Here is an 18,558-nt window from a genome sequence, read left to right as displayed (position 1 = left end):
GCCACGCCTGAATCAGGCCCGGCCTCCGGGCGTCGTGTGGCCCCTGGCCAGCCTCACCACGGGCCGGCCAGGCACTGATTCGGAGACCGGGCTGAAACCGGCAGCCCGAAAAAGTGACAGAGTGCCGTGGTAGAGCTCCGCTGAAGTCGCCTTGGTCCTGAGCTCTGTGTCGACCGGGTAGGCCTCCACAACCTCCGCGCCGTTGGTGAACGCGTGCTCTACAGCGGCGGCCAGGAGCGCGGTCGACACCCCTGAACGGCGATGTTTTGGTGCCACCACGAAACAACTGATGGCCCAAAGACCGGTGTCTTCCGTGGCGCTTGGTGGTTCTGCTTTCAGAACCGGGGACCGTTTCAGCCGCCGGTAGCTTTCCCGGGGTTCAACAGCGCACCAACCGACTGGATCACCGTTTCTGAAGGCCATGACTCCCGGAGCCGGTCCGGTGCTGAACGCTGTCTTCAGCATTTCCTTGCGATCATCCGGCGAGGTGGTGTTCCAGTCCTTGCCGGCAAGGGCGAACCACCGGCACCAACACCGGGATGGTTCGCCCTTGGTCCCGAACAGCTCCTCAACAGCTGCCCAGGACGCAGGAGCGGTCTCTGGACTGAGCGTTTGCTCGTGCTGTGCCATGCACCCAGAATAGGCCTCTCCGTCACGGCTGGTATGGCGGGTTCCGGGAACCAGGTTCAATGTTCAAACGCCGGCACCCACCAGCTCACCTGTTGAGGTGTTCACCATCAAAGGGCCGCTTCCATCGGGGTCATCCATCCCGGCTGCTACTGACTCGTCCTCCGGAGGAGCTTGATCAGCGTCCTCGGCATCCCACTCGCTGCCGTTCCCGGGACCGTCCAGCGCCGGATTGGAGAGGGCCGGATTGGAGAGGGCTTCCTCCGATGACGCAGTGTTCGCCGCGCCGGAGTCTGCCGGTGCCGAGGTGCCGTTCATGCGGGTGAAGTTGGCGGAGCCCCACATGAGGTCGTGTCCCACGGATTCGGCATCGATTTCCGCCACATGGTAGACGCGGCCTTCATGTTCCCACTGCCGCAAGCGGAGCTTTCCCACCACCAGTACGCGCTGTCCCTTTTTCACGCTGCACCCCACGTGGCCGGCAAGGTACCGGAATGATTGCACCGTGTACCAATTGGTGTTGCCGTCAACCCACGTGTTGCTGGTCCGGTCGTAACGGCGCTCTGTGGTTCCCAGGCGGAACGATGCTGTAGCTGTTCCCCGCGTAGTGGTGGAACTTTTAACCTCCGAGGCCACGAAGCCCCGGACGGTGATCATGTCATTCATTGTGGTGGTCCTTCTGGATGTAGGGAGTGCCTGTCCGGCTCTTTCAGCTTCATCCAGTGAAGGCGTCGAAGGCAGTGTCGCTGTGGCGTATGTGCATAACCCTGGCGAAATGGCCTTTGTGGAGGAATGGAGGCCTCTGGGGTGAAGATGGCGGGCCATGTGCCGATGGCACTGTAAACTCTTTGTGGCGCCAGCCGCCCATGGTGGTGACGGCGCCAGTGCGCCCCAGTAGCTCAGGGGATAGAGCAGCGGCCTTCTAATCCGCCGGTCGGGGGTTCGATTCCCTCCTGGGGCACCAACGCATCCCCCTTGGACAAGCTTCCAAGGGGGATGTCCCTTATCGCCTCTTCAAGAACTTCCATGCAACGGCATTACGGGTTCCCCGATCATGATGGTCCTCACCAGTTCTCAGCACCAGAACCGAAATCCCTTCACCCGAACGCTGCGCCGGTGAACACGCCACGCGAATGGCACAATGGCTAGGTGATGAGCAGGGGAACGACGCCGTGTGGCAAGACAACAGGGGCAGCGACAATCCGCGGTGCAGCATTGTCGCTGGCGATAGCGGTGACTGTGGCGCTGACTGGATGCACGTCAAGCACGGGGTCCACAGCGCAACCAGGAACCGTCCCGGCTCCCTCCACCTCTGCCCAAGCCACAGCTCCGGTGGATCCTGCAGTCGCTGCCACGTCGGCAACCGTCGAAACTACGCTGAAAAACCTCGTGGCCGGCAACCCGAAGCCGGACCAGGAAGCGCTCCGCTCGGCCTTGGTCTCGGCCGGGATTCCGAAGGCCAACGTGGAAGTCTCTGTCAGCCGCACGCCCACGGGCCTTGACGTCGATGCCCTGGAGGCAGCGGCTTTGACCGGGGAGAGCTGCATCGTGGGGCAAATCCGTGACGGTGGTGTCCTGGTGACCGTACTGCCCGTGCTGGCTACTGGTAAATGCTTCGTGGGAGACGCCCGCTAGCGGCTCTTCGGGGCGCGAATGTGAGTTAAGCAGGCCGAGCCATTAGATTTAACGGCATGGCGGAATTCATTTACACGATGACCAAGGCTCGCAAAGCCGTTGGCGACAAACTTATTCTGGACGATGTCAGCATGTCGTTCTATCCTGGCGCGAAGATCGGCGTCGTGGGACCGAACGGTGCTGGTAAGTCCACCATCCTGAAGATCATGGCCGGACTGGACACCCCTTCAAACGGCGAGGCCCGCCTGAGCCCCGGCTACACCGTGGGCATCCTCCTGCAGGAACCGCCGCTGAACGAGGAAAAGACCGTCTTGGGCAATGTCCAGGAAGGTGTAGGCGAGATCTACGGCAAGATCCAGCGTTTCAACGAGATCTCCGAAGAAATGGCCAACCCGGACGCGGATTACGAGACGCTCCTGGATGAAATGGGCAAGCTGCAGGAAGCCATTGACGCTGCCGACGCCTGGGACATCGATTCCCAGCTCGAACAGGCTATGGACGCCTTGCGTTGCCCGCCGGCTGATTCCGACGTCACTGTCCTCTCCGGTGGTGAGCGCCGCCGCGTGGCCCTGTGCAAGCTTCTTCTCCAGAAGCCTGATCTCCTGCTCCTCGATGAGCCCACCAACCACTTGGACGCCGAGAGCGTGCTGTGGCTCGAACAGCACCTCTCCCAGTACCCCGGTGCTGTCCTTGCCGTGACCCACGACCGTTACTTCCTGGACCATGTGGCCGAGTGGATCGCAGAAGTTGACCGCGGCCACCTCTACCCGTATGAGGGCAACTACTCCACCTACCTGGAGAAGAAGAAGGCCCGCCTGGAGGTCCAAGGCAAAAAGGACGCCAAGCTGTCCAAGCGCCTTACCGAGGAACTTGAGTGGGTGCGCTCCAACGCCAAGGGCCGCCAAACCAAGTCCAAGGCCCGTCTTGCCCGCTACGAAGAAATGGCTGCAGAGGCCGATCGCACCCGCAAGCTGGACTTCGAAGAGATCCAGATCCCGCCGGGACCGCGCCTGGGTTCCCTGGTCATCGAGGCCAAGAACCTGAAGAAGGGCTTCGACGACCGCGTCCTGATCGATGGCCTCTCCTTCTCGCTGCCCCGCAACGGCATCGTTGGCGTCATCGGACCCAACGGTGTGGGTAAGTCCACGCTGTTCAAGACGATCGTGGGCATGGAGCCGTTGGACGATGGTGAGCTCAAGATCGGCGAGTCCGTGAAGATCTCCTACGTGGACCAGTCCCGTGGCGGCATCGATCCCAACAAATCCCTCTGGGAAGTTGTTTCGGAAGGACATGACTTCCTCCAGGTCGGTCAGGTCGAAATGCCTTCGCGTGCCTACGTGTCGGCGTTCGGCTTCAAGGGCCCGGACCAGCAGAAGAAGGCCGGTGTCCTCTCCGGTGGTGAGCGCAACCGCCTCAACCTGGCGCTGACCCTCAAGCAGGGTGGCAACTTGTTGCTGCTTGACGAACCTACCAACGACCTCGACGTCGAAACCCTGGGCAGCCTAGAAAACGCCCTTCTCGAATTCCCGGGCTGCGCAGTGGTGGTTTCGCACGATCGTTGGTTCCTCGACCGGGTAGCGACCCACATCCTCGCCTACGAAGGTGACGACGAGAACCCGTCCAAGTGGTACTGGTTCGAGGGCAACTTCGACTCCTACGAAGAGAACAAGGTGGAGCGCCTTGGCCCCGATGCCGCCAAGCCGCACCGCGTGACGCACCGCCGCCTGACCCGCGACTAGGGAATTCCAGGCACACACGGAGAAAGGCCGGTCCCGCAGGGGACCGGCCTTTCTGCTTTAACTCCTCGCCGTCACACAGCGTCGCAAGAGCCTAAGGGATCCGTACCATGCCCTCTTGGGCCACGGTGGCAACATGCAGCCCGTCGCGGTTGAAGATGCGGCCGGTGGCGAGTCCTCGTGCGCCTTGGGCGCTGGGGGACTCCTGGACGTAGAGCATCCACTCGTCCACCCGAACCGGACGGTGCCACCACATGGCGTGGTCGAGGCTGGCGACGCTCATTCCCGGCGTCATCCAGGCGAGGCCGTGTGCGCGGAGAATGGGCTCCAACAGCGTGTAGTCGCTGGCATAGGCCAGGGCGGCACGGTGCAGGTTGGGATCATCGGGCAACGGTCCCATGGTTTTCATCCACACGGCGTTGCTTGCCACGTGCTGGGTGGGCGGGGAAACATAGAGCGCCGGGTCAATGTGGCGGACGTCGAACGGACGTTCAGATGACATGTGCCGTGCCATCGGGTGGTCGAACTGCGACAACAGCTCCGCAGTGCTGGGCAGGGACTCGGGGTCGGGGATGCCTTCGGGCATGGTGGCTTGGTGGTCCAGGCCGGTGTCCTCCACCTGGAATGACGCGATCATTGAGAGAATCGGCGCGCCGTCCTGGTAGGCGTGTACGCGTCGGGCGGAGAACGAACGTCCGTCCCGCAGCCTTTCAACACCGAAAGTGATGGGCTTGTTGGCGTCCCCCGGCCGCAGGAAGTAGCCATGCATGGAGTGTGCCACCCTGTCCGGTTCCACTGTTCGCATGCCGGCCATCATCGACTGCGCCAGAACCTGGCCACCAAAGACCCGGTGCCGTGGCTGCTTCTGCGATGGGCCCAGGAAGATGTCCTCATTGGTCCGGGCTCCGTCAAAGTCACCAAGGTCCAGCAGGCCGATCAGCACATCCATGGGGTCTTCTGCAGGTGCTTCCACTTCAAGGCCAGCATTCGTCTCAGTCATGGTTCGACTTTAGACGCCGCCCCGACCCCTCTCAACCGGGGACATGCCGGTAGAGTCGATGATGTGACAGACGTCTTGACCCAGTCCTTCCGCTTCGCCGATCCCCGCGACCTCGCTGACTTGAAAACCTTTGTGACGCGGGCAAAGAGCATCGACGACGGCGCCATCCGCCTCCAGGCCGCGGGCAGTGTCCTGGCCGCGTACGTGTGTGTCCTGAGGCCGCGCATCCTGGGGGAGTCCACTCCTACCATCCTCGGCCTGCGGACCATGGCACTCGCTGAGCCGGCCCAGGCCGATGTGACGGTGACGCTTGCGTCCGTCATGGACCGGTTGGCCCGCTCGGGTGCCGACGACGTGGAGCTGCCCATACCGCCGTCGACCGTTTCCGAGTCCTGGGCAGGCGTTGGCGCGCCGCGCTCCGGGTGGGAAGCGCAGGGATCAATGCTCGACGCCGACCTTAGGCAGTCGGCCGAGGCCGGCATAGCCGAGGTGGCCGGTGTCATTCCGGCTTTGGCAGGTGCTGCAGTGGTCAACAGTGCCAGGGCAGCAATATGGGGCCGTGAGCTTCCAGACGCCGGCGGCCTTCCTGCCGGCGCGGCCTTCGCTGCTTTCGCTCTGGGTTTCCTGGGCGACGCCGAGCAGAAGGTCTTCCGCAATGGCCGCTGGTTCCGCTTGAGCGGCCCCCGCGGCCATGTGCTGGTACGCACAGGCGCAGGCCTGGGGCTCGGCTTCTAGGGTCAGGCGCCGGCCGAAGGACTGTTGACCATGGTCAGCGCAGCCCGTTCCATGTAGTCCCACAAGGTGCCCTCATGCAGCGGGGAGAGCTCCAGGGAGTCCACGGCCGTGCGCATGTGGAACAGCCAGCGGTCCTTGGCCTCGGGGGTTACCCGGAACGGCATGTGGCGCATGCGCAGCCGGGGGTGGCCGCGTTCTTCGCCGTAGGTGGTGGGACCGCCCCAGTATTGTTCCAGGAACATCAGGAAGCGCCGCTTTGCCGGCCCCAGGTCCTCCTCCGGGTACATGGGCCGAAGCAATGGATCCGTGGCAACGCCGTCGTAGAAGACGTCGATGAGCTTAACGAATGTCTCGTGACCGCCCACTGCAGCGTAAAAACTATCCGTGTAGGCGGGCTGGCTGAAGGGGTCATTCTGCATCAGCTGGCGTCGGGGCCCCGATTGGGGTGCCGGTTGTTGCCCGCCTGCTGTACTACTCATTGGACTTCTCCTCGGCTTTGGTGACGCGCGGTGCGCCTGCTGTGACCGGCGCAGCTGCAGCGCCGGGCTCAATGGTGGTGTCCGGTGTTTCCAGAGGGACGTAGTCACCCTGCGAGCGGTTGCCCACGCGGAGGATTTCGCCGTTGCGCAGATACCAGATGGCTCCGTCTTCAGCGCGGACCCGGGTAATGCGCAGGCCCACGGATTCAACGGTACCAATCACTTCGCTGGTGACGATGACATCGCCGATTCCGTATTGGTCTTCGATGGTGATGAAGATTCCGGCGAGGAAATCACGGATCAGTTGCTGGGCGCCGAAGCCGATGGCGACACCCAGGATGCCCACGCTGGTCAGCAGGGGCGCGACGTCCACGTTCATGTATTTGAGGACGTAGATGATCACGATCACCACCACCACAACGCTTACCAGGCTCGTCAGCAAGGTGCCGATGGTCTCGGCACGCTGGGAGCGGCGCTCGTGGTCCAGTGCGCGGATGGCGGGTTGCACCCACTTGAAGTGCGCTTTCTTGAAGAAGGAACTTCCGGCGGAAACCCGCCGGGTGATGCGCAAGATGATGAACCGCGCAACGATCCACACACCCAGGCCCACGCCTACAGTGATGAGGATTGAAACGAGGTCGATCTTTTCGGGTTCCAAAGTGACAATTTCTGCCAGGGGGATGGAGGTCAAGGGTGAATTTCTCCTTGTCGTCGGCCCGTGTTCGCCGGGCGCGGAACACTCTGTCCATCTACAACCCTAGCGCCGTAGCGTGACGGTATGCGCATCCTGGTCCTTGGCGGTACCGCCTTCCTGTCCGCAGAAACCGCCCGGCAGGCAGTTGCCGCGGGACATGACGTCACCTGCTTTGCCCGTGGCACCTCAACGACCCCTCCCGACGGCGCCACCTGGGTCAGGGGCGACCGCGCCCTGGGCGCGGCGGCTTATGCGGAACTCGACGGCGGATGGGACGCGGTGGTGGAGGTGTCGCGGGATCCCGTGCAGGCGGGCGAGGCGTTGGACGTGCTGGGAACAGCCGCCGCGCACTGGACGTTTGTATCGAGTTGCTCTGTTTATGCAGACCATTCGATACCCGGCGCCGATGAGGGCGCGGAGATGCTGGAGCCGTTGCCGGCGGGCCAGGCCGGTACCCCGGAGACTTACGGCGAGTCCAAATCCGCTATTGAGCAGATGACTTTGGCTGTGGTGGGGGAGAAAGCACACATCGTGCGGGCGGGACTCATCAGCGGCCCGGGGGACGGCACTGACAGGTACGGATACTGGTCCGCTCGATTCGCTGCTGACCCTGGCCCGGTGCTGGTTCCTGACATCCCGGATGCCGCAACACAGATCATTGACGTCCGCGATCTTGCAGCGTGGATCCTGCAGTCCGCCGGTGAAGGACTGACGGGTACCTACAACGCGTTGGGCGACGTCGTGCGGTTCGAGGACTACCTGGCCGAGTCCCAGCGGGCGGCTGGAGCCGGAACCGGGGATGGAGTCGCGCAGGACGTTGTCCGGGCTGATGAAGAGTGGCTCGTGGAGAACGGCATCGAGTATTGGGCAGGACCGGACTCGCTTCCTTTGTGGTTGCCGGCGGACCATGATGGCTTCCAGGCTCGGTCCAACAAAGCAGCACGTGAGCGCGGAATGGTCCTGCGGCCATGGCAGGAAACCTTGGCGGCCACCCTCGAGGATGAACGGAGCCGGGGATTGGACAGGGAACGCAAAGCCGGGCTCAGCCGCGAAACCGAACAGCGCCTCGTGGCACTATGGCGGGCCCGGCAGACTTAGCCGGCTGCCGGCGTCGTGCTTGGTTTGTGGAGTACGGGGAAGTTGACGCTGCGGGCGATGAAGCAGACCTGATTGGCTTCATGGTGCAGTTGGGACATCAACCCGGCGTGGCCAGGTTCGGCAATGGTGACGTGGGGTTTGAGCGTGACGCTTTCGAACTGCCCGCTGCCGTCCCGGTTGAGCTTCATCAGGCCCTCGGCATTGTCCTCGTAGCCCGTGACTACCACCCCGTGCTTGACGGCCACGTGGAGAAAAGACAACATGTGGCACTGCGAGACGGCAGCGAGCAGCAGTTGCTCCGGGTTGTAGCGTGAATGGTTTCCATGGAAGGTGGGATCAGCGGAGCCCTGGAGGGTGGGCAGGCCCGGGATTTCGATGTCGTGGTCCCGTGAATATGACCGGTAGCCGGCCGTGCCCTCACCCAGGTTTCCGGTCCAGCGGACGGTCAGCGCGTAATGGTGTTCGTTGAGGCCCATGCGGACAGTCTAGCCAGCAGGCGTCGACTGTCCGCAGGGACCTCGTTAGGTGCGGGCCTAGGCGTCGGCAGCCCGTGCGCGGAGGGCGCGGGCTACTCCGTCGCGGTTCTCCAGCATCATCCGGCGAAGCGCCGCGCTGTCCTCCGGAAGCGCCGCCAGGAACTCGTCCGTACGGTCCACCGTTGCCTGCGTCGTGAGCTGCGCCGGGTAGAGCCCCACTACAATCTGCTGCGCCAGGGCGTGGGTGCGTTCCTTGACGATTCCGGGCACGGCGTCAAAGTACTTTTCGGCGTAGGGCTCCAGCAATTCAGTGGTCGGGACCCGCATGAAGCCGGCCACGGCTGACGACTGCAGCGCGTTGGAGAGTTCTCCGGTGACAACAATCGCGTCCCATGCTGCGGCCTTGGCTTCAGCGGTGGGGATGGCTGCCTTCGCTTGGGCGGCAGCATTTTGACCGTTGGAGGTGTTGTCACGGGCAAGTTCGGCGTCGATGCGTTCCTGGCCTTGGCGCCCGCCGGCCACCAGTGCGGTCAGGAGCTCCCAGCGCATGTCCTGGTCCACCGTGAGGCCTTCCAGCGTTTCGGTTCCGTCCAGCAGCGCCTGGATGCGGTCCAGCTGGCCCCCGCTGCGCGCGAGCTGGGCAAAGGACTTGGCGAACTGCAGCTGGGCATCCGAGCCCGCTTCCACCGAGGATGCAAGCGCCCACAGCTTGTCTGCGGCGGCGATGGTGGCCTCGGCTTGGTGCTCGGCGGCCACGTAGTAGGTCAAGGTAGTGGCCAGCTGGCGAAGCTGGACAAGGATGACCGAGGAATCAGTTTCGTGCGCAATGTTGGCAAGGACCAGGTCCACGTAACCACGGGCCGGGGTTTCGCCGTCGCGCGCGGCATCCCAGGCAGAGCCCCACACCAAGGTGCGCGGCAGGCTGGCCGAGAAGTCCTTCAGGTGGGCCTTCGCGGTGGCAAGGGAGTGCGGGTCGAGCCGGACCTTGGCGTAGGCGAGGTCGTCGTCATTGAGCAGGATAAGGTCCGGACGTGCCTTGCCAATCAGGGCAGGGACTTCCGTGCGGGGGCCATCGACATCAAGCTCCTCCCGGTGGGTACGCTCCAGCTTGCCCTCACCGGAGAGTGAGTAGAAGCCAACGGCGAGGCGGTGCGGACGGAGGGTTGGCTGTTCGTCGATCGCGGTCTGCAGAATCGCGAAGCCGGTGATGATTCCGTCAGCGTCGACGGTCACCTCGGGAGCAAGGGTGTTGACGCCGGCAGTTTCGAGCCAGAGCTTGCCCCACCCCTCCAGGTCGCGGCCGCTGGCCGCCTCAAGCTCCACCATGAGATCGGCGAGCTCAGTGTTCTTCCAGGCGTGCTTGGCGAAGTAGGTGCGGACGCCGGCCATGAACTGCTCCGGACCCACCCAGGCCACCAACTGGCGGAGCACGGAAGCACCCTTGGCATAGGTGATGCCATCGAAGTTCACCTCCACGTCTTCGAGGTTGTTGATTTCCGCGAAGATCGGGTGGGTGGTGGGCAGCTGGTCCTGCTTGTACGCCCATGACTTTTCGACTGAGGCGAAAGTGGTCCAGGCACGGTCGAATTCCGTGTTTTCCACGGCGGCCAGGTGCGACATGTATTCGGCGAAGGACTCGTTGAGCCAGAGGTCGTTCCACCACCGCATGGTCACCAGGTCCCCGAACCACATGTGGGCCAGTTCGTGCAGAACGGTGATGGCGCGCCGTTCGATCTGGGCTCCCGTGACTTTTCCGCGGAAGACGTAGCCTTCCAGGATGGTCACGGCGCCTGCGTTTTCCATGGCCCCGGCGTTGAACTCGGGAACAAACAGCTGATCGTACTTTTCAAACGGGTAGGGGCAGCCGAACTGGGCTTCGAAGAACTCAAATCCTTGACGGGTCAGGGTGAAGATGTTGTCCGCATCGAGATACTGCATCAGCGACTTGCGGGCAAAGACTCCCAGCGGCACAACTCGTCCGTCGGCGCTGGTGACCTCGGAACGGACCGCCTGGTACGGTCCGGCGATCAACGCGGTGACGTACGAGGACAGTCGGGGAGTGGGCGCGAATTCCCACACGGACCGGGCGCTGCCGTCTTCCCCGGCAGGAGCTTCAACGGGAACCGGTGTGGGGGAGTTGGAGATGACATCCCAGTGCGACGGCGCTGTGATGCTGAAGGTGAAGGTGGCTTTAAGGTCCGGCTGCTCAAAGACGGCGAACATTCGCCGGGAGTCCGGAACCTCGAACTGCGTGTAGAGGTACACCTCGCCGTCCACAGGGTCAACGAAACGGTGCAGTCCTTCGCCCGTGTTCATGTAGGGGGCGTCTGCGACCACCACGAGTTCGTTGTCGGCGGCGAGGTCCGCCAGCTGGATGCGGATGCCGTCCGAGACCTCCGCGGGGTCCAGATCAGTTCCGTTCAAGGTCACGCTGTGGACGGCCTGGGTGATGGCATCAATGAAGGTGGTGGATCCCGGAGTTGCGGAGAACTTCACCACGGTGGTGGAGCCGAAGACCTCGGGACCTTTGGTCAGGTCCAAAGTGACGTTGTACGACTCGACGTTGAGCAGTTGGGCGCGGATCGCGGCTTCGTCGCGCGTGAGGTTCAGGCCTGGCAAGTGGTGCCTCCGGAAGATTTTGGGATGCCCGGCCAATCGCAGCCGGACGCTGGTGTGAAGCCATTCTTTCACTCCACGGCCCGAAGGCAAGGAGGGGACACCACAGTGTCGCCCCACGGAGTAGCGTTGGATTATGGGATCGTTCCGGGACACTCTCGATTTCCGCGCACTGAGGTTTGCGGTTGCCTTTCCGTTGCTCCTCGCCGTCGGATTTGTGGTGTGCGCCCAAATGCTGCGCAACGATCTTCCGAACCCCGTTGCCGTGATGTGGAACGCCGACGGCGGCAGTTCGTTCGCGCCGTTCGGCGCCTACGTGACCGGCGGCGCAGCCCTCATCACCTTCTGCGGATGGGCCGTGTTCCTCCAAGCGGTGACCATTACCAGGCCTGTTGTCATGAGGCGCGTCCTGATGGGCCTGGGCCTGACGGTGAGCCTTTTCATTACTACGGTGGTGGCAGCCGGACTGGTGGGACAGTCCGGGCTGGTGGACGCTCGCGAGTCCCATGTAGACCCGATCGTGCTGGCCATGGGCAGTGGCGCGGCGGTGGCCTTGGGCATCGTCATGATGTTCGCCTTCAAGCCGGACCCACGCTGGACCCGCGAGGATGACGTTGCCCTGCAGGAGGAACTGACCCTGCTGGAGGATCCGGACCTGGCCCGCGACACGCTTCGCCTGTGGGTGCATGCCCGGAGCTCGGTCTTCATCATGATCATTGTTTCCGCCGTCTTCCCGGCGGCCTTGATCGCGGTCGCCGTCCCGTGGCTTGGCGCCTTGGTGGCCGTGGCTGCCCTGGTGGGCGCTGGCTTCCTGTTTGCCCGCGTGCGGGCGGACAGGGGAGGCCTGCAGGTGTTCGCCGGTGGCATCGTGCGCGTCCTGACCGTCCCCGCCGTCGAGATCGCCGGGGCGGCTCCGGCGGACGTCAAAGCGGCCGATTACGGCGGGTGGGGCTGGCGGCACCACGACGACGCCACGGCAATGCTGGTCAGCAGCGGGCCTGCCGTCGTCGTCAGGAAACTTAACGGGGGCAGGGTGGCTCTCAGCGCCGGCTCCCAGGCCTCAGCTGACAAACTGGCGGGGATCCTCAACCGGGCAGCCCACCGTGCCCGGGATGACGGACAGTCCCAACAACCCCGGTAGCGGTACCCTAGGTAGCGCATCCCTCACCGCCGCGCCGGCCAGACGCCGTCCCCGCGCGCCCAGAAAGAACGGACTTCTCGTGACTACACCCCGCGTCCACATCGCTACTGACCACGCCGGCATGGAACTAAGTGCCCACCTGGTCAGCCACCTCACGGCCAAGGGCTATGAAGTGGTGGATCACGGACCCAAGGAGTACGACGCCCTGGACGACTACCCCTCTTTCTGCATCAACGCCGGCGTGGCTGTCGTGGCGGACCAGGAAGCCGGCGTCCACGCCCTGGGCATCGTCCTGGGTGGTTCGGGAAATGGCGAGCAAATTGCCGCCAACAAGGTCAAGGGCGTCCGTGCTGCGCTTGCCTGGAACCTTTCCACCGCAAAGCTGGCCCGGGAGCACAACGACGCCAACGTCGTCGCTGTTGGCGGCCGCCAGCACTCGGTTGAAGAAGCTACGGAGCTCATTGAAGCCTTCCTGGAGGAACCGTTCAGCAACGACGAACGCCATGTTCGCCGGATCGGAAAAATTGCGGTGTACGAAACCACCGGCGAAATCGTCGAGTAGTGCCCGAGGGGCATTCGGTCCATCGGCTGGCCCGCCAATTCCAGGATGTTTTTGGCGGCCGCCGGCTGGACGTTTCCAGCCCGCAGGGTCGGTTCACCCACGGTGCGCAGCTTCTAAGCGGGCACACCATGGTTGAGTCGATGGCCCACGGGAAGCAGTTGTTCCTCAGGTTCGACCACGATCTCTTCCTCCACGTCCATCTGGGCCTGTACGGCGCGTGGAACTTCGGCGGGGACAGTTCTTTCACTGGTGCCTCCAGCATCGGTGCGCCACGACGCATTGGTGAGCGGGAAACAGGGCCGGCCTCGGACGAAACGGCCTCCCGCGAAACGGAGTACGCCGGCCCGCCTGCGCCGGTGGGCGCCGTCCGTGTCCGGCTGGTCTCGGACCACGGCTGGGCCGATCTCCGCGGCGCTACTACGTGTGCCGCCATTACGTCGGCGGAAGTTGCCGTCGTCATGGAACGGCTGGGTCCGGACCCGCTGCACAACCGCCCGGGCGACCGCGAGGAATTCATCCGCCGCCTGCGCCGCCGGAAAACGGCGGTGGCCCTGTTGCTGATGGATCAGTCCGTCTTGGCCGGCGTGGGCAATATTTATCGAGCGGAAGTGCTGTTCCGGCAGGCCGTCGATCCCTGGACGCAGGGAAGCACCATTGACGAGGAAACGGCCGGCCGTCTGTGGGATGACACCGTGGACACCATGTCCGACGGCGTTCGTGACGGACGGATTGTGACGACACCCTCCACGCTGTGGTCGGGTGGCGCAGCAACAGCCCCCGACGCCGACGCCCACTTTGTCTACAAGCGGGACGGCATGCCCTGCCGGGCCTGCGGAACGCCGGTGGGCATGACGGAAATTGGTGCTCGCAAGCTGTATTGGTGTCCGGGCTGCCAGGTGTAACAGCAACAAAAAACGCCCCGATCCGAGGATCGGGGCGTTTTCCCTTGGAGGGGACGACGGGAATCGAACCCGCGTAATCAGTTTGGAAGACTGAGGCTTTACCATTAAGCTACGTCCCCAGGACGGATCTCCTTTTCAGGACATCTTCCCGGTGGCTGTTCAAGCCGGGTACAACTAAACCTAATTCCGGCGGCGGTGTCAAATGTGCATTCCTGGCCCGCTTGCCCGTAGACTGTCCTGTGCGTTCGGGGTGTAGCTCAGCTTGGCTAGAGCGCCTGCTTTGGGAGCAGGAAGTCGCAGGTTCAAATCCTGTCACCCCGACTCTGTGTTTGTGTCCGCCTCAGGGACGCGACAGAACCCCATACCCACAAAATCAGGAGTACTTAGACTGTGAAGAGCGCTGTCGAGAACCTCACCGCAACGCGGGTCAAGCTCAACGTTGAGGTTCCCTTTGAGGAACTGAAGCCGAGCATCGATGCCGCGTACAAGACCGTTGCTTCGCAGATCCAGGTTCCCGGATTCCGCAAGGGCAAAGTTCCCACCAAGCTGATTGACCAGCGCGTTGGCCGCGGCTACGTCCTGGAGACGGCCATCAATGATGGCCTCAATGGCTGGTACCAGGCTGCAGTTCAGGAAACGGGCGTTCGCCCCCTGAGCCGTCCCGAGGTTGAAATCACCGAGGTTCCTGACCCCACGTCCACCGATGGCGAGCTCAAGTTCCAGGTGGAAATCGATGTCCGCCCCGAGATCGAGCTGCCGGACTACGCCGGCATCAAGGTCGAGGTGGCTGCCGCTGAGTCCTCCGAAGCTGACGTTGAGAAGTCCCTTGACGAACTGCGTGGCCGTTTCGGCACACTCAAGTCCGTCGAGCGCCCCGCCAAGAACGATGACTTCCTCACCATCGACATCACCGCCACCATTGACGGCGAAGAGATCGATTCCGCGGCAGGCCTGTCCTACCAGGTTGGCGCAGGCACCATGCTTGAAGGCCTCGACGAAGCCGTGACCGGCCTCTCAGCCGACGAAGAGGCAATCTTCGACACCACGCTGGTGGGCGGCGACCACGCCGGCGAATCCGCTCAGGTGAAGGTTGTTGTCAAGGCCGTCAAGGAGCGCGAGCTCCCCGAGGCCAACGATGACTTTGCACAGCTTGCCTCCGAGTTCGACACCCTTGCCGAGCTCCGTGAGGACCTCGCCAAGCAGGCTTCGGACTCCAAGGTTGTGGAGCAGGGTGTTGAGGCACGCGACAAGGTCCTGGACAAGCTCGTTGAGCTCGTAGAGGTTCCGGTTCCGGATTCCGTGGTCGAAGAGCAGATCGAAGCGCACTTCAACCCGGAGAACGCCCACGGTGAAGGTGACCACGACACCGAGGAGCACCGCGCCGAGGTCAAGGCCAACACCGAGCGTGCGTTCCAGAACGAGATCATCCTTGACGCCATCGCGGACAAGGAAGAAGTGGATGTCAGCCAGAACGAGCTGATCGACTACATCGTCACCACCGCAAGCCAGTACGGCATGGACCCCAACCAGTTCGCCCAGATCATTGATCAGAGCGGCCAGGTTCCCATGATGGTTTCCGAGGTCCGCCGCCGCAAGGCGCTGGCAGTTGTGCTGGGCCAGGCAGAGGTTGTCGACTCCGAGGGCAACAAGGTTGACCTCACCGACTTCGTTCGTCCTGCCGGCGAAGCAGCAGCCGACGAGGCCGCCGCTGTCGAGGCAACTGAGGAAGCCGACGCTGCAGCAAGCGACGACCCCGCAGCAGTGAAGTTCTAGTCAACGACTTCAACCGGCCCCGGATCTTCTGATCCGGGGCCGGTTTGCTTTAAGGCGGAACATTGGTGCTGAACGCAGACGTGCGCCGTCAGCGAACAGCGCGATTCCGGCGAACAAATCACCACGGAAAACGGTTAGTGTCCAAGTAGTGAAGTTCAGTGAGGTCACTGGCACCAGCGAGAGGTAAGTACTTATGTCACAGCAATCAGAGGCTCCCCGGATGGCAACTGTCGATCCCGCAGCCCAGGACAACTACATCTACAACCGCCTGCTGAAAGAGCGCATTATCTGGCTCGGCTCTGAAGTCCGTGACGAGAATGCCAACGCCATCTGCTCCCAGCTCCTCCTCCTCTCGGCCGAAGACCCGGAGAAGGACATCTACCTGTACATCAACTCCCCGGGTGGGTCCGTGACGGCCGGCATGGCCATCTACGACACCATGCAGTTCATTCCGAACGACGTCGTCACCGTCGCAACGGGCTTGGCTGCCTCCATGGGCCAGTTCCTCCTGTCGTCCGGCACCAAGGGCAAGCGTTACGCCACGCCCAACGCCCGCATCCTGATGCACCAGCCCTCCGGCGGCATCGGCGGCACGGCCTCGGACATCAAGATCCAGGCTGAACTGATCCTGCACATGAAGAAGGTCATGGCGGAACTCACGGCTGAGCAGACCGGTCAGTCCGTAGAGACCATCCTCAAGGACAATGACCGCGACAAGTGGTTCACTGCCGCCGAGGCGTTGGAATATGGCTTCTTCGACAAGATCTCGGCGCACGCCGGTTCTGTTGCCGGTGGTGGCGGAACGGCCAACCAGTCGGGCGCAGAGTCGAACTCCGAAAACTAACCGGCACAAAGAACCACTGAAACCCCAGGAGTAAAGAACATGAACTACAACTTCGGATGGTCTGCCGGTAATCTCCCGTCCAGCCGTTACGTACTGCCCCAGTTTGAGGAGCGCACGCCCTACGGCTTCAAGCGCCAGGACCCGTACACCAAGCTGTTCGAGGACCGCATCATCTTCCTCGGTGTCCAGGTTGACGACGCCTCTGCCGACGACATCATGGCCCAGTTGCTGGTTCTGGAGTCAACGGACCCGGACCGCGACATCACCCTGTACATCAACTCGCCGGGTGGTTCGTTCACGGCCATGACGGCCATCTACGACACCATGCAGTACATCCGTCCGGAGATCCAGACGGTATGCCTGGGCCAGGCTGCCAGTGCAGCTGCCGTCCTGCTCGCTGCCGGTACCCCGGGCAAGCGTCTGGCACTTCCGAACGCACGTGTCCTGATCCACCAGCCGGCTCTCTCCGGTGGCCAGGGTGGCCAGGCCTCGGACCTCGAAATCCAGGCTGCGGAAGTCATGCGCATGCGTACCTGGCTTGAGGACACGCTGGCACACCACTCCGGCCGCACGTCCGAGCAGGTGAACAACGACATCGAGCGTGACAAGATCCTCACGGCTGCTGATGCCTTGAGCTACGGCCTGATCGATCAGGTTCTTGACTCCCGGAAGATCAAGCCGCAGGCAATCACCCGGTAGCACACGGAATTCGACGCCGGTGCGGTTCACGAAATATGGACCGCACCGGCGTTCTGTTTCCACCCAAGCAGCTCATTGTGACCTAGAGTGGATCTTGTCACGGTGGTGCCAACCGCGGCTCGGCCGCACACTTGAGTACGGCGCGGAGCCGCATCACCCGCATGCAACGAAGGGATTCCCACATGGCTCGGATTGGCGAGAGCACGGACCTGCTGAAGTGTTCTTTCTGCGGAAAGAGCCAAAAGCAGGTACGGAAGCTGATAGCCGGGCCTGGTGTCTACATCTGCGATGAATGCATCGAGCTTTGCAACGAGATCATTGAAGAGGAACTCGCTGAAGTTTCCGATCTCGGCAGTTTCGAGCTGCCCAAGCCCCGGGAGATCTTCGATTTCCTGCAGGAATACGTCATCGGCCAGGAACCCGCCAAGCGGTCGCTGGCAGTGGCTGTCTACAACCACTACAAGCGGATCCAGGCCGGCCATGCACCCAAGACCGGCAGCCTCGGCGAGGGATCGCACCACGAAGACGTGGAGATCGCCAAGTCCAACATCCTCCTGATCGGCCCCACTGGTTGTGGTAAGACCTATCTCGCCCAGACCTTGGCCCGTCGTCTTAATGTTCCTTTTGCCGTAGCCGATGCGACGGCCCTGACGGAGGCCGGCTACGTCGGCGAGGATGTCGAGAACATCCTGCTCAAGCTCATTCAGGCCGCGGACTATGACGTCAAGAAGGCCGAGCAAGGCATCATCTACATTGACGAGATCGATAAGATCTCGCGTAAGAGTGAGAATCCATCGATCACCCGTGACGTATCCGGTGAAGGTGTACAGCAGGCGCTCTTGAAGATTCTTGAGGGAACCGTTGCATCCGTGCCCCCTCAGGGCGGCCGCAAGCACCCGCATCAGGAATTCATCCAGATTGACACCACCAACGTACTCTTCATTGTGGCCGGTGCTTTTGCGGGCCTTGAGGACATTATTGGTTCACGGTCCGGGCGTAAGGGCATCGGCTTCGGTTCACCGCTGAACGAGGCCCGGGACAACGTGGACACCTACGGCGAAGTCATGCCGGAGGACCTATTGAAGTTCGGCCTCATTCCGGAATTCATCGGCCGGCTTCCAGTGATCACCACCGTCTCCAACCTGGACCGACCCGCCCTCATCCAGATTCTGTCCACCCCGAAGAACGCGCTGGTGAAGCAGTACCAGAAGATGTTCCAACTGGACGGCGTGGATTTGCAGTTCGAAGAGGACGCCCTGGACTCCATCGCGGATCAAGCGCTCGAACGCGGCACTGGCGCCCGTGGACTCCGGGCCATCATGGAAGAAGTGTTGCTGCCCGTCATGTTCGATCTCCCCAGCAGGGACGACATAGCTACGGTGGTCATCACAGCTGATGTTGTGTTGAAGAAGGCCCAGCCCACCATGATCGCCCATGACGTGGTGGCCAAACGCCGGAATAAGTCGGCCTAGCAGCCTGTTGGCCTAGACAAGGAGCAGTTCCGTTGAACCGCTCGCCATGCCACGCTTCCCACCTTTTCC

The 18,558-nt window shown here is 62.7% G+C and carries 18 protein-coding genes and 3 tRNA genes; 13 read left to right on the top strand and 8 right to left on the bottom strand.

The window, feature by feature from the left end; translation table 11 throughout:
• Positions 1-12: 12 nt before the first annotated feature.
• Positions 13-630, bottom strand: coding sequence for a GNAT family N-acetyltransferase (locus CGK93_RS13800; RefSeq protein WP_089595324.1), 618 nt, complete (start codon positions 628-630; stop codon positions 13-15).
• A gap of 63 nt (positions 631-693) precedes the next feature.
• Positions 694-1,293, bottom strand: a complete 600-nt coding sequence (locus CGK93_RS13795; protein ID WP_157731802.1) for a single-stranded DNA-binding protein — start codon at positions 1,291-1,293, stop codon at positions 694-696.
• A 222-nt stretch (positions 1,294-1,515) separates the two neighbouring features.
• Here CGK93_RS13795 and CGK93_RS13790 point away from each other — a divergent pair.
• The 3 genes from CGK93_RS13790 to ettA all read left to right on the top strand — a co-directional run bounded on the left by CGK93_RS13790 (position 1,516) and on the right by ettA (position 4,001).
• Positions 1,516-1,591, top strand: a tRNA-Arg gene (locus CGK93_RS13790).
• Between the two features lie 188 nt (positions 1,592-1,779).
• Positions 1,780-2,262 (top strand): DUF6993 domain-containing protein, encoded by a 483-nt coding sequence (locus CGK93_RS24145; RefSeq protein WP_232481323.1) that lies wholly within the window; start codon positions 1,780-1,782, stop codon positions 2,260-2,262.
• Between the two features lie 56 nt (positions 2,263-2,318).
• The gene (gene ettA, locus CGK93_RS13775; RefSeq protein ID WP_089595321.1) at positions 2,319-4,001 is read left to right on the top strand and encodes an energy-dependent translational throttle protein EttA; all 1,683 of its coding nucleotides are present in this window, start codon (positions 2,319-2,321) and stop codon (positions 3,999-4,001) included.
• Positions 4,002-4,092: 91 nt separating this feature from the next.
• Here ettA and CGK93_RS13770 read toward each other — a convergent pair whose 3' ends face one another.
• Positions 4,093-4,998, bottom strand: coding sequence for an acyl-CoA thioesterase (locus tag CGK93_RS13770; protein ID WP_089595320.1), 906 nt, complete (start codon positions 4,996-4,998; stop codon positions 4,093-4,095).
• Positions 4,999-5,061: 63 nt separating this feature from the next.
• Between CGK93_RS13770 and CGK93_RS13765 the strand changes: the two genes are divergently transcribed.
• The gene (locus CGK93_RS13765) at positions 5,062-5,733 is read left to right on the top strand and encodes a hypothetical protein (protein WP_089595319.1); all 672 of its coding nucleotides are present in this window, start codon (positions 5,062-5,064) and stop codon (positions 5,731-5,733) included.
• Positions 5,734-5,735: 2 nt separating this feature from the next.
• Here the strand turns inward: CGK93_RS13765 and CGK93_RS13760 are convergent, their stop codons facing one another.
• Positions 5,736-6,212, bottom strand: coding sequence for a globin (locus CGK93_RS13760; protein ID WP_089595318.1), 477 nt, complete (start codon positions 6,210-6,212; stop codon positions 5,736-5,738).
• Positions 6,205-6,903, bottom strand: a complete 699-nt coding sequence (locus CGK93_RS13755; protein WP_089595317.1) for a mechanosensitive ion channel family protein — start codon at positions 6,901-6,903, stop codon at positions 6,205-6,207. The genes CGK93_RS13760 and CGK93_RS13755 overlap by 8 nt, the downstream gene beginning before the upstream one ends.
• Positions 6,904-6,990: 87 nt before the next feature.
• Here CGK93_RS13755 and CGK93_RS13750 point away from each other — a divergent pair, with 87 nt between their 5' ends.
• A complete protein-coding gene (locus tag CGK93_RS13750; protein WP_089595316.1) occupies positions 6,991-8,004 on the top strand; it encodes an NAD-dependent epimerase/dehydratase family protein in 1,014 nt (337 codons plus the stop codon).
• On the opposite strand, the gene CGK93_RS13745 is transcribed toward CGK93_RS13750, so the two are convergent.
• A complete protein-coding gene (locus CGK93_RS13745) occupies positions 8,001-8,480 on the bottom strand; it encodes an OsmC family protein (protein WP_089595315.1) in 480 nt (159 codons plus the stop codon). The genes CGK93_RS13750 and CGK93_RS13745 overlap by 4 nt on opposite strands.
• A 57-nt stretch (positions 8,481-8,537) precedes the next feature.
• Complete coding sequence (gene pepN, locus CGK93_RS13740) at positions 8,538-11,099, bottom strand: aminopeptidase N (RefSeq protein ID WP_089597454.1); 2,562 nt, start codon at positions 11,097-11,099, stop codon at positions 8,538-8,540.
• Positions 11,100-11,232: 133 nt separating this feature from the next.
• Between pepN and CGK93_RS13735 the strand changes: the two genes are divergently transcribed.
• The 3 genes from CGK93_RS13735 (at position 11,233) to CGK93_RS13725 (ending at position 13,701) form a co-directional block, all read left to right on the top strand.
• A complete protein-coding gene (locus CGK93_RS13735) occupies positions 11,233-12,237 on the top strand; it encodes a hypothetical protein (protein WP_089595314.1) in 1,005 nt (334 codons plus the stop codon).
• A 121-nt stretch (positions 12,238-12,358) separates the two neighbouring features.
• On the top strand, positions 12,359-12,799 hold the full coding sequence (locus CGK93_RS13730; protein ID WP_232481658.1) for a ribose-5-phosphate isomerase: 441 nt from the start codon (positions 12,359-12,361) through the stop codon (positions 12,797-12,799).
• Complete coding sequence (locus CGK93_RS13725) at positions 12,799-13,701, top strand: Fpg/Nei family DNA glycosylase (protein WP_089595312.1); 903 nt, start codon at positions 12,799-12,801, stop codon at positions 13,699-13,701. The genes CGK93_RS13730 and CGK93_RS13725 overlap by 1 nt, the downstream gene beginning before the upstream one ends.
• 45 nt (positions 13,702-13,746) lie before the next feature.
• Here the strand turns inward: CGK93_RS13725 and CGK93_RS13720 are convergent.
• Positions 13,747-13,820 (bottom strand) — tRNA-Gly (locus tag CGK93_RS13720).
• A 127-nt stretch (positions 13,821-13,947) separates the two neighbouring features.
• Here CGK93_RS13720 and CGK93_RS13715 point away from each other — a divergent pair.
• The 5 genes from CGK93_RS13715 to clpX all read left to right on the top strand — a co-directional run bounded on the left by CGK93_RS13715 (position 13,948) and on the right by clpX (position 18,489).
• Positions 13,948-14,022 (top strand) — tRNA-Pro (locus CGK93_RS13715).
• 69 nt (positions 14,023-14,091) lie between these two features.
• The gene (tig, locus tag CGK93_RS13710; protein WP_089595311.1) at positions 14,092-15,474 is read left to right on the top strand and encodes a trigger factor; all 1,383 of its coding nucleotides are present in this window, start codon (positions 14,092-14,094) and stop codon (positions 15,472-15,474) included.
• A 220-nt stretch (positions 15,475-15,694) separates the two neighbouring features.
• Positions 15,695-16,318: an ATP-dependent Clp protease proteolytic subunit gene (locus CGK93_RS13705; protein ID WP_026542390.1), complete on the top strand. Its 624-nt coding sequence runs from the start codon at positions 15,695-15,697 to the stop codon at positions 16,316-16,318.
• Between the two features lie 39 nt (positions 16,319-16,357).
• Positions 16,358-17,017 carry an ATP-dependent Clp protease proteolytic subunit gene (locus tag CGK93_RS13700; protein ID WP_024816918.1) on the top strand — a complete coding sequence of 220 codons (660 nt, stop codon included), beginning with the start codon at positions 16,358-16,360 and terminating at the stop codon, positions 17,015-17,017.
• A 182-nt stretch (positions 17,018-17,199) separates the two neighbouring features.
• On the top strand, positions 17,200-18,489 hold the full coding sequence (clpX, locus tag CGK93_RS13695) for an ATP-dependent Clp protease ATP-binding subunit ClpX (RefSeq protein WP_089595310.1): 1,290 nt from the start codon (positions 17,200-17,202) through the stop codon (positions 18,487-18,489).
• Positions 18,490-18,558 lie beyond the last annotated feature (69 nt).

It is taken from the genome of Arthrobacter sp. YN, from assembly GCF_002224285.1.
Classification (GTDB): Bacteria; Actinomycetota; Actinomycetes; order Actinomycetales; family Micrococcaceae; genus Arthrobacter.
The sequence above is the reverse complement of the archived record's forward strand: the minus strand, read 5'-3'. Positions and strand labels throughout refer to the sequence as shown.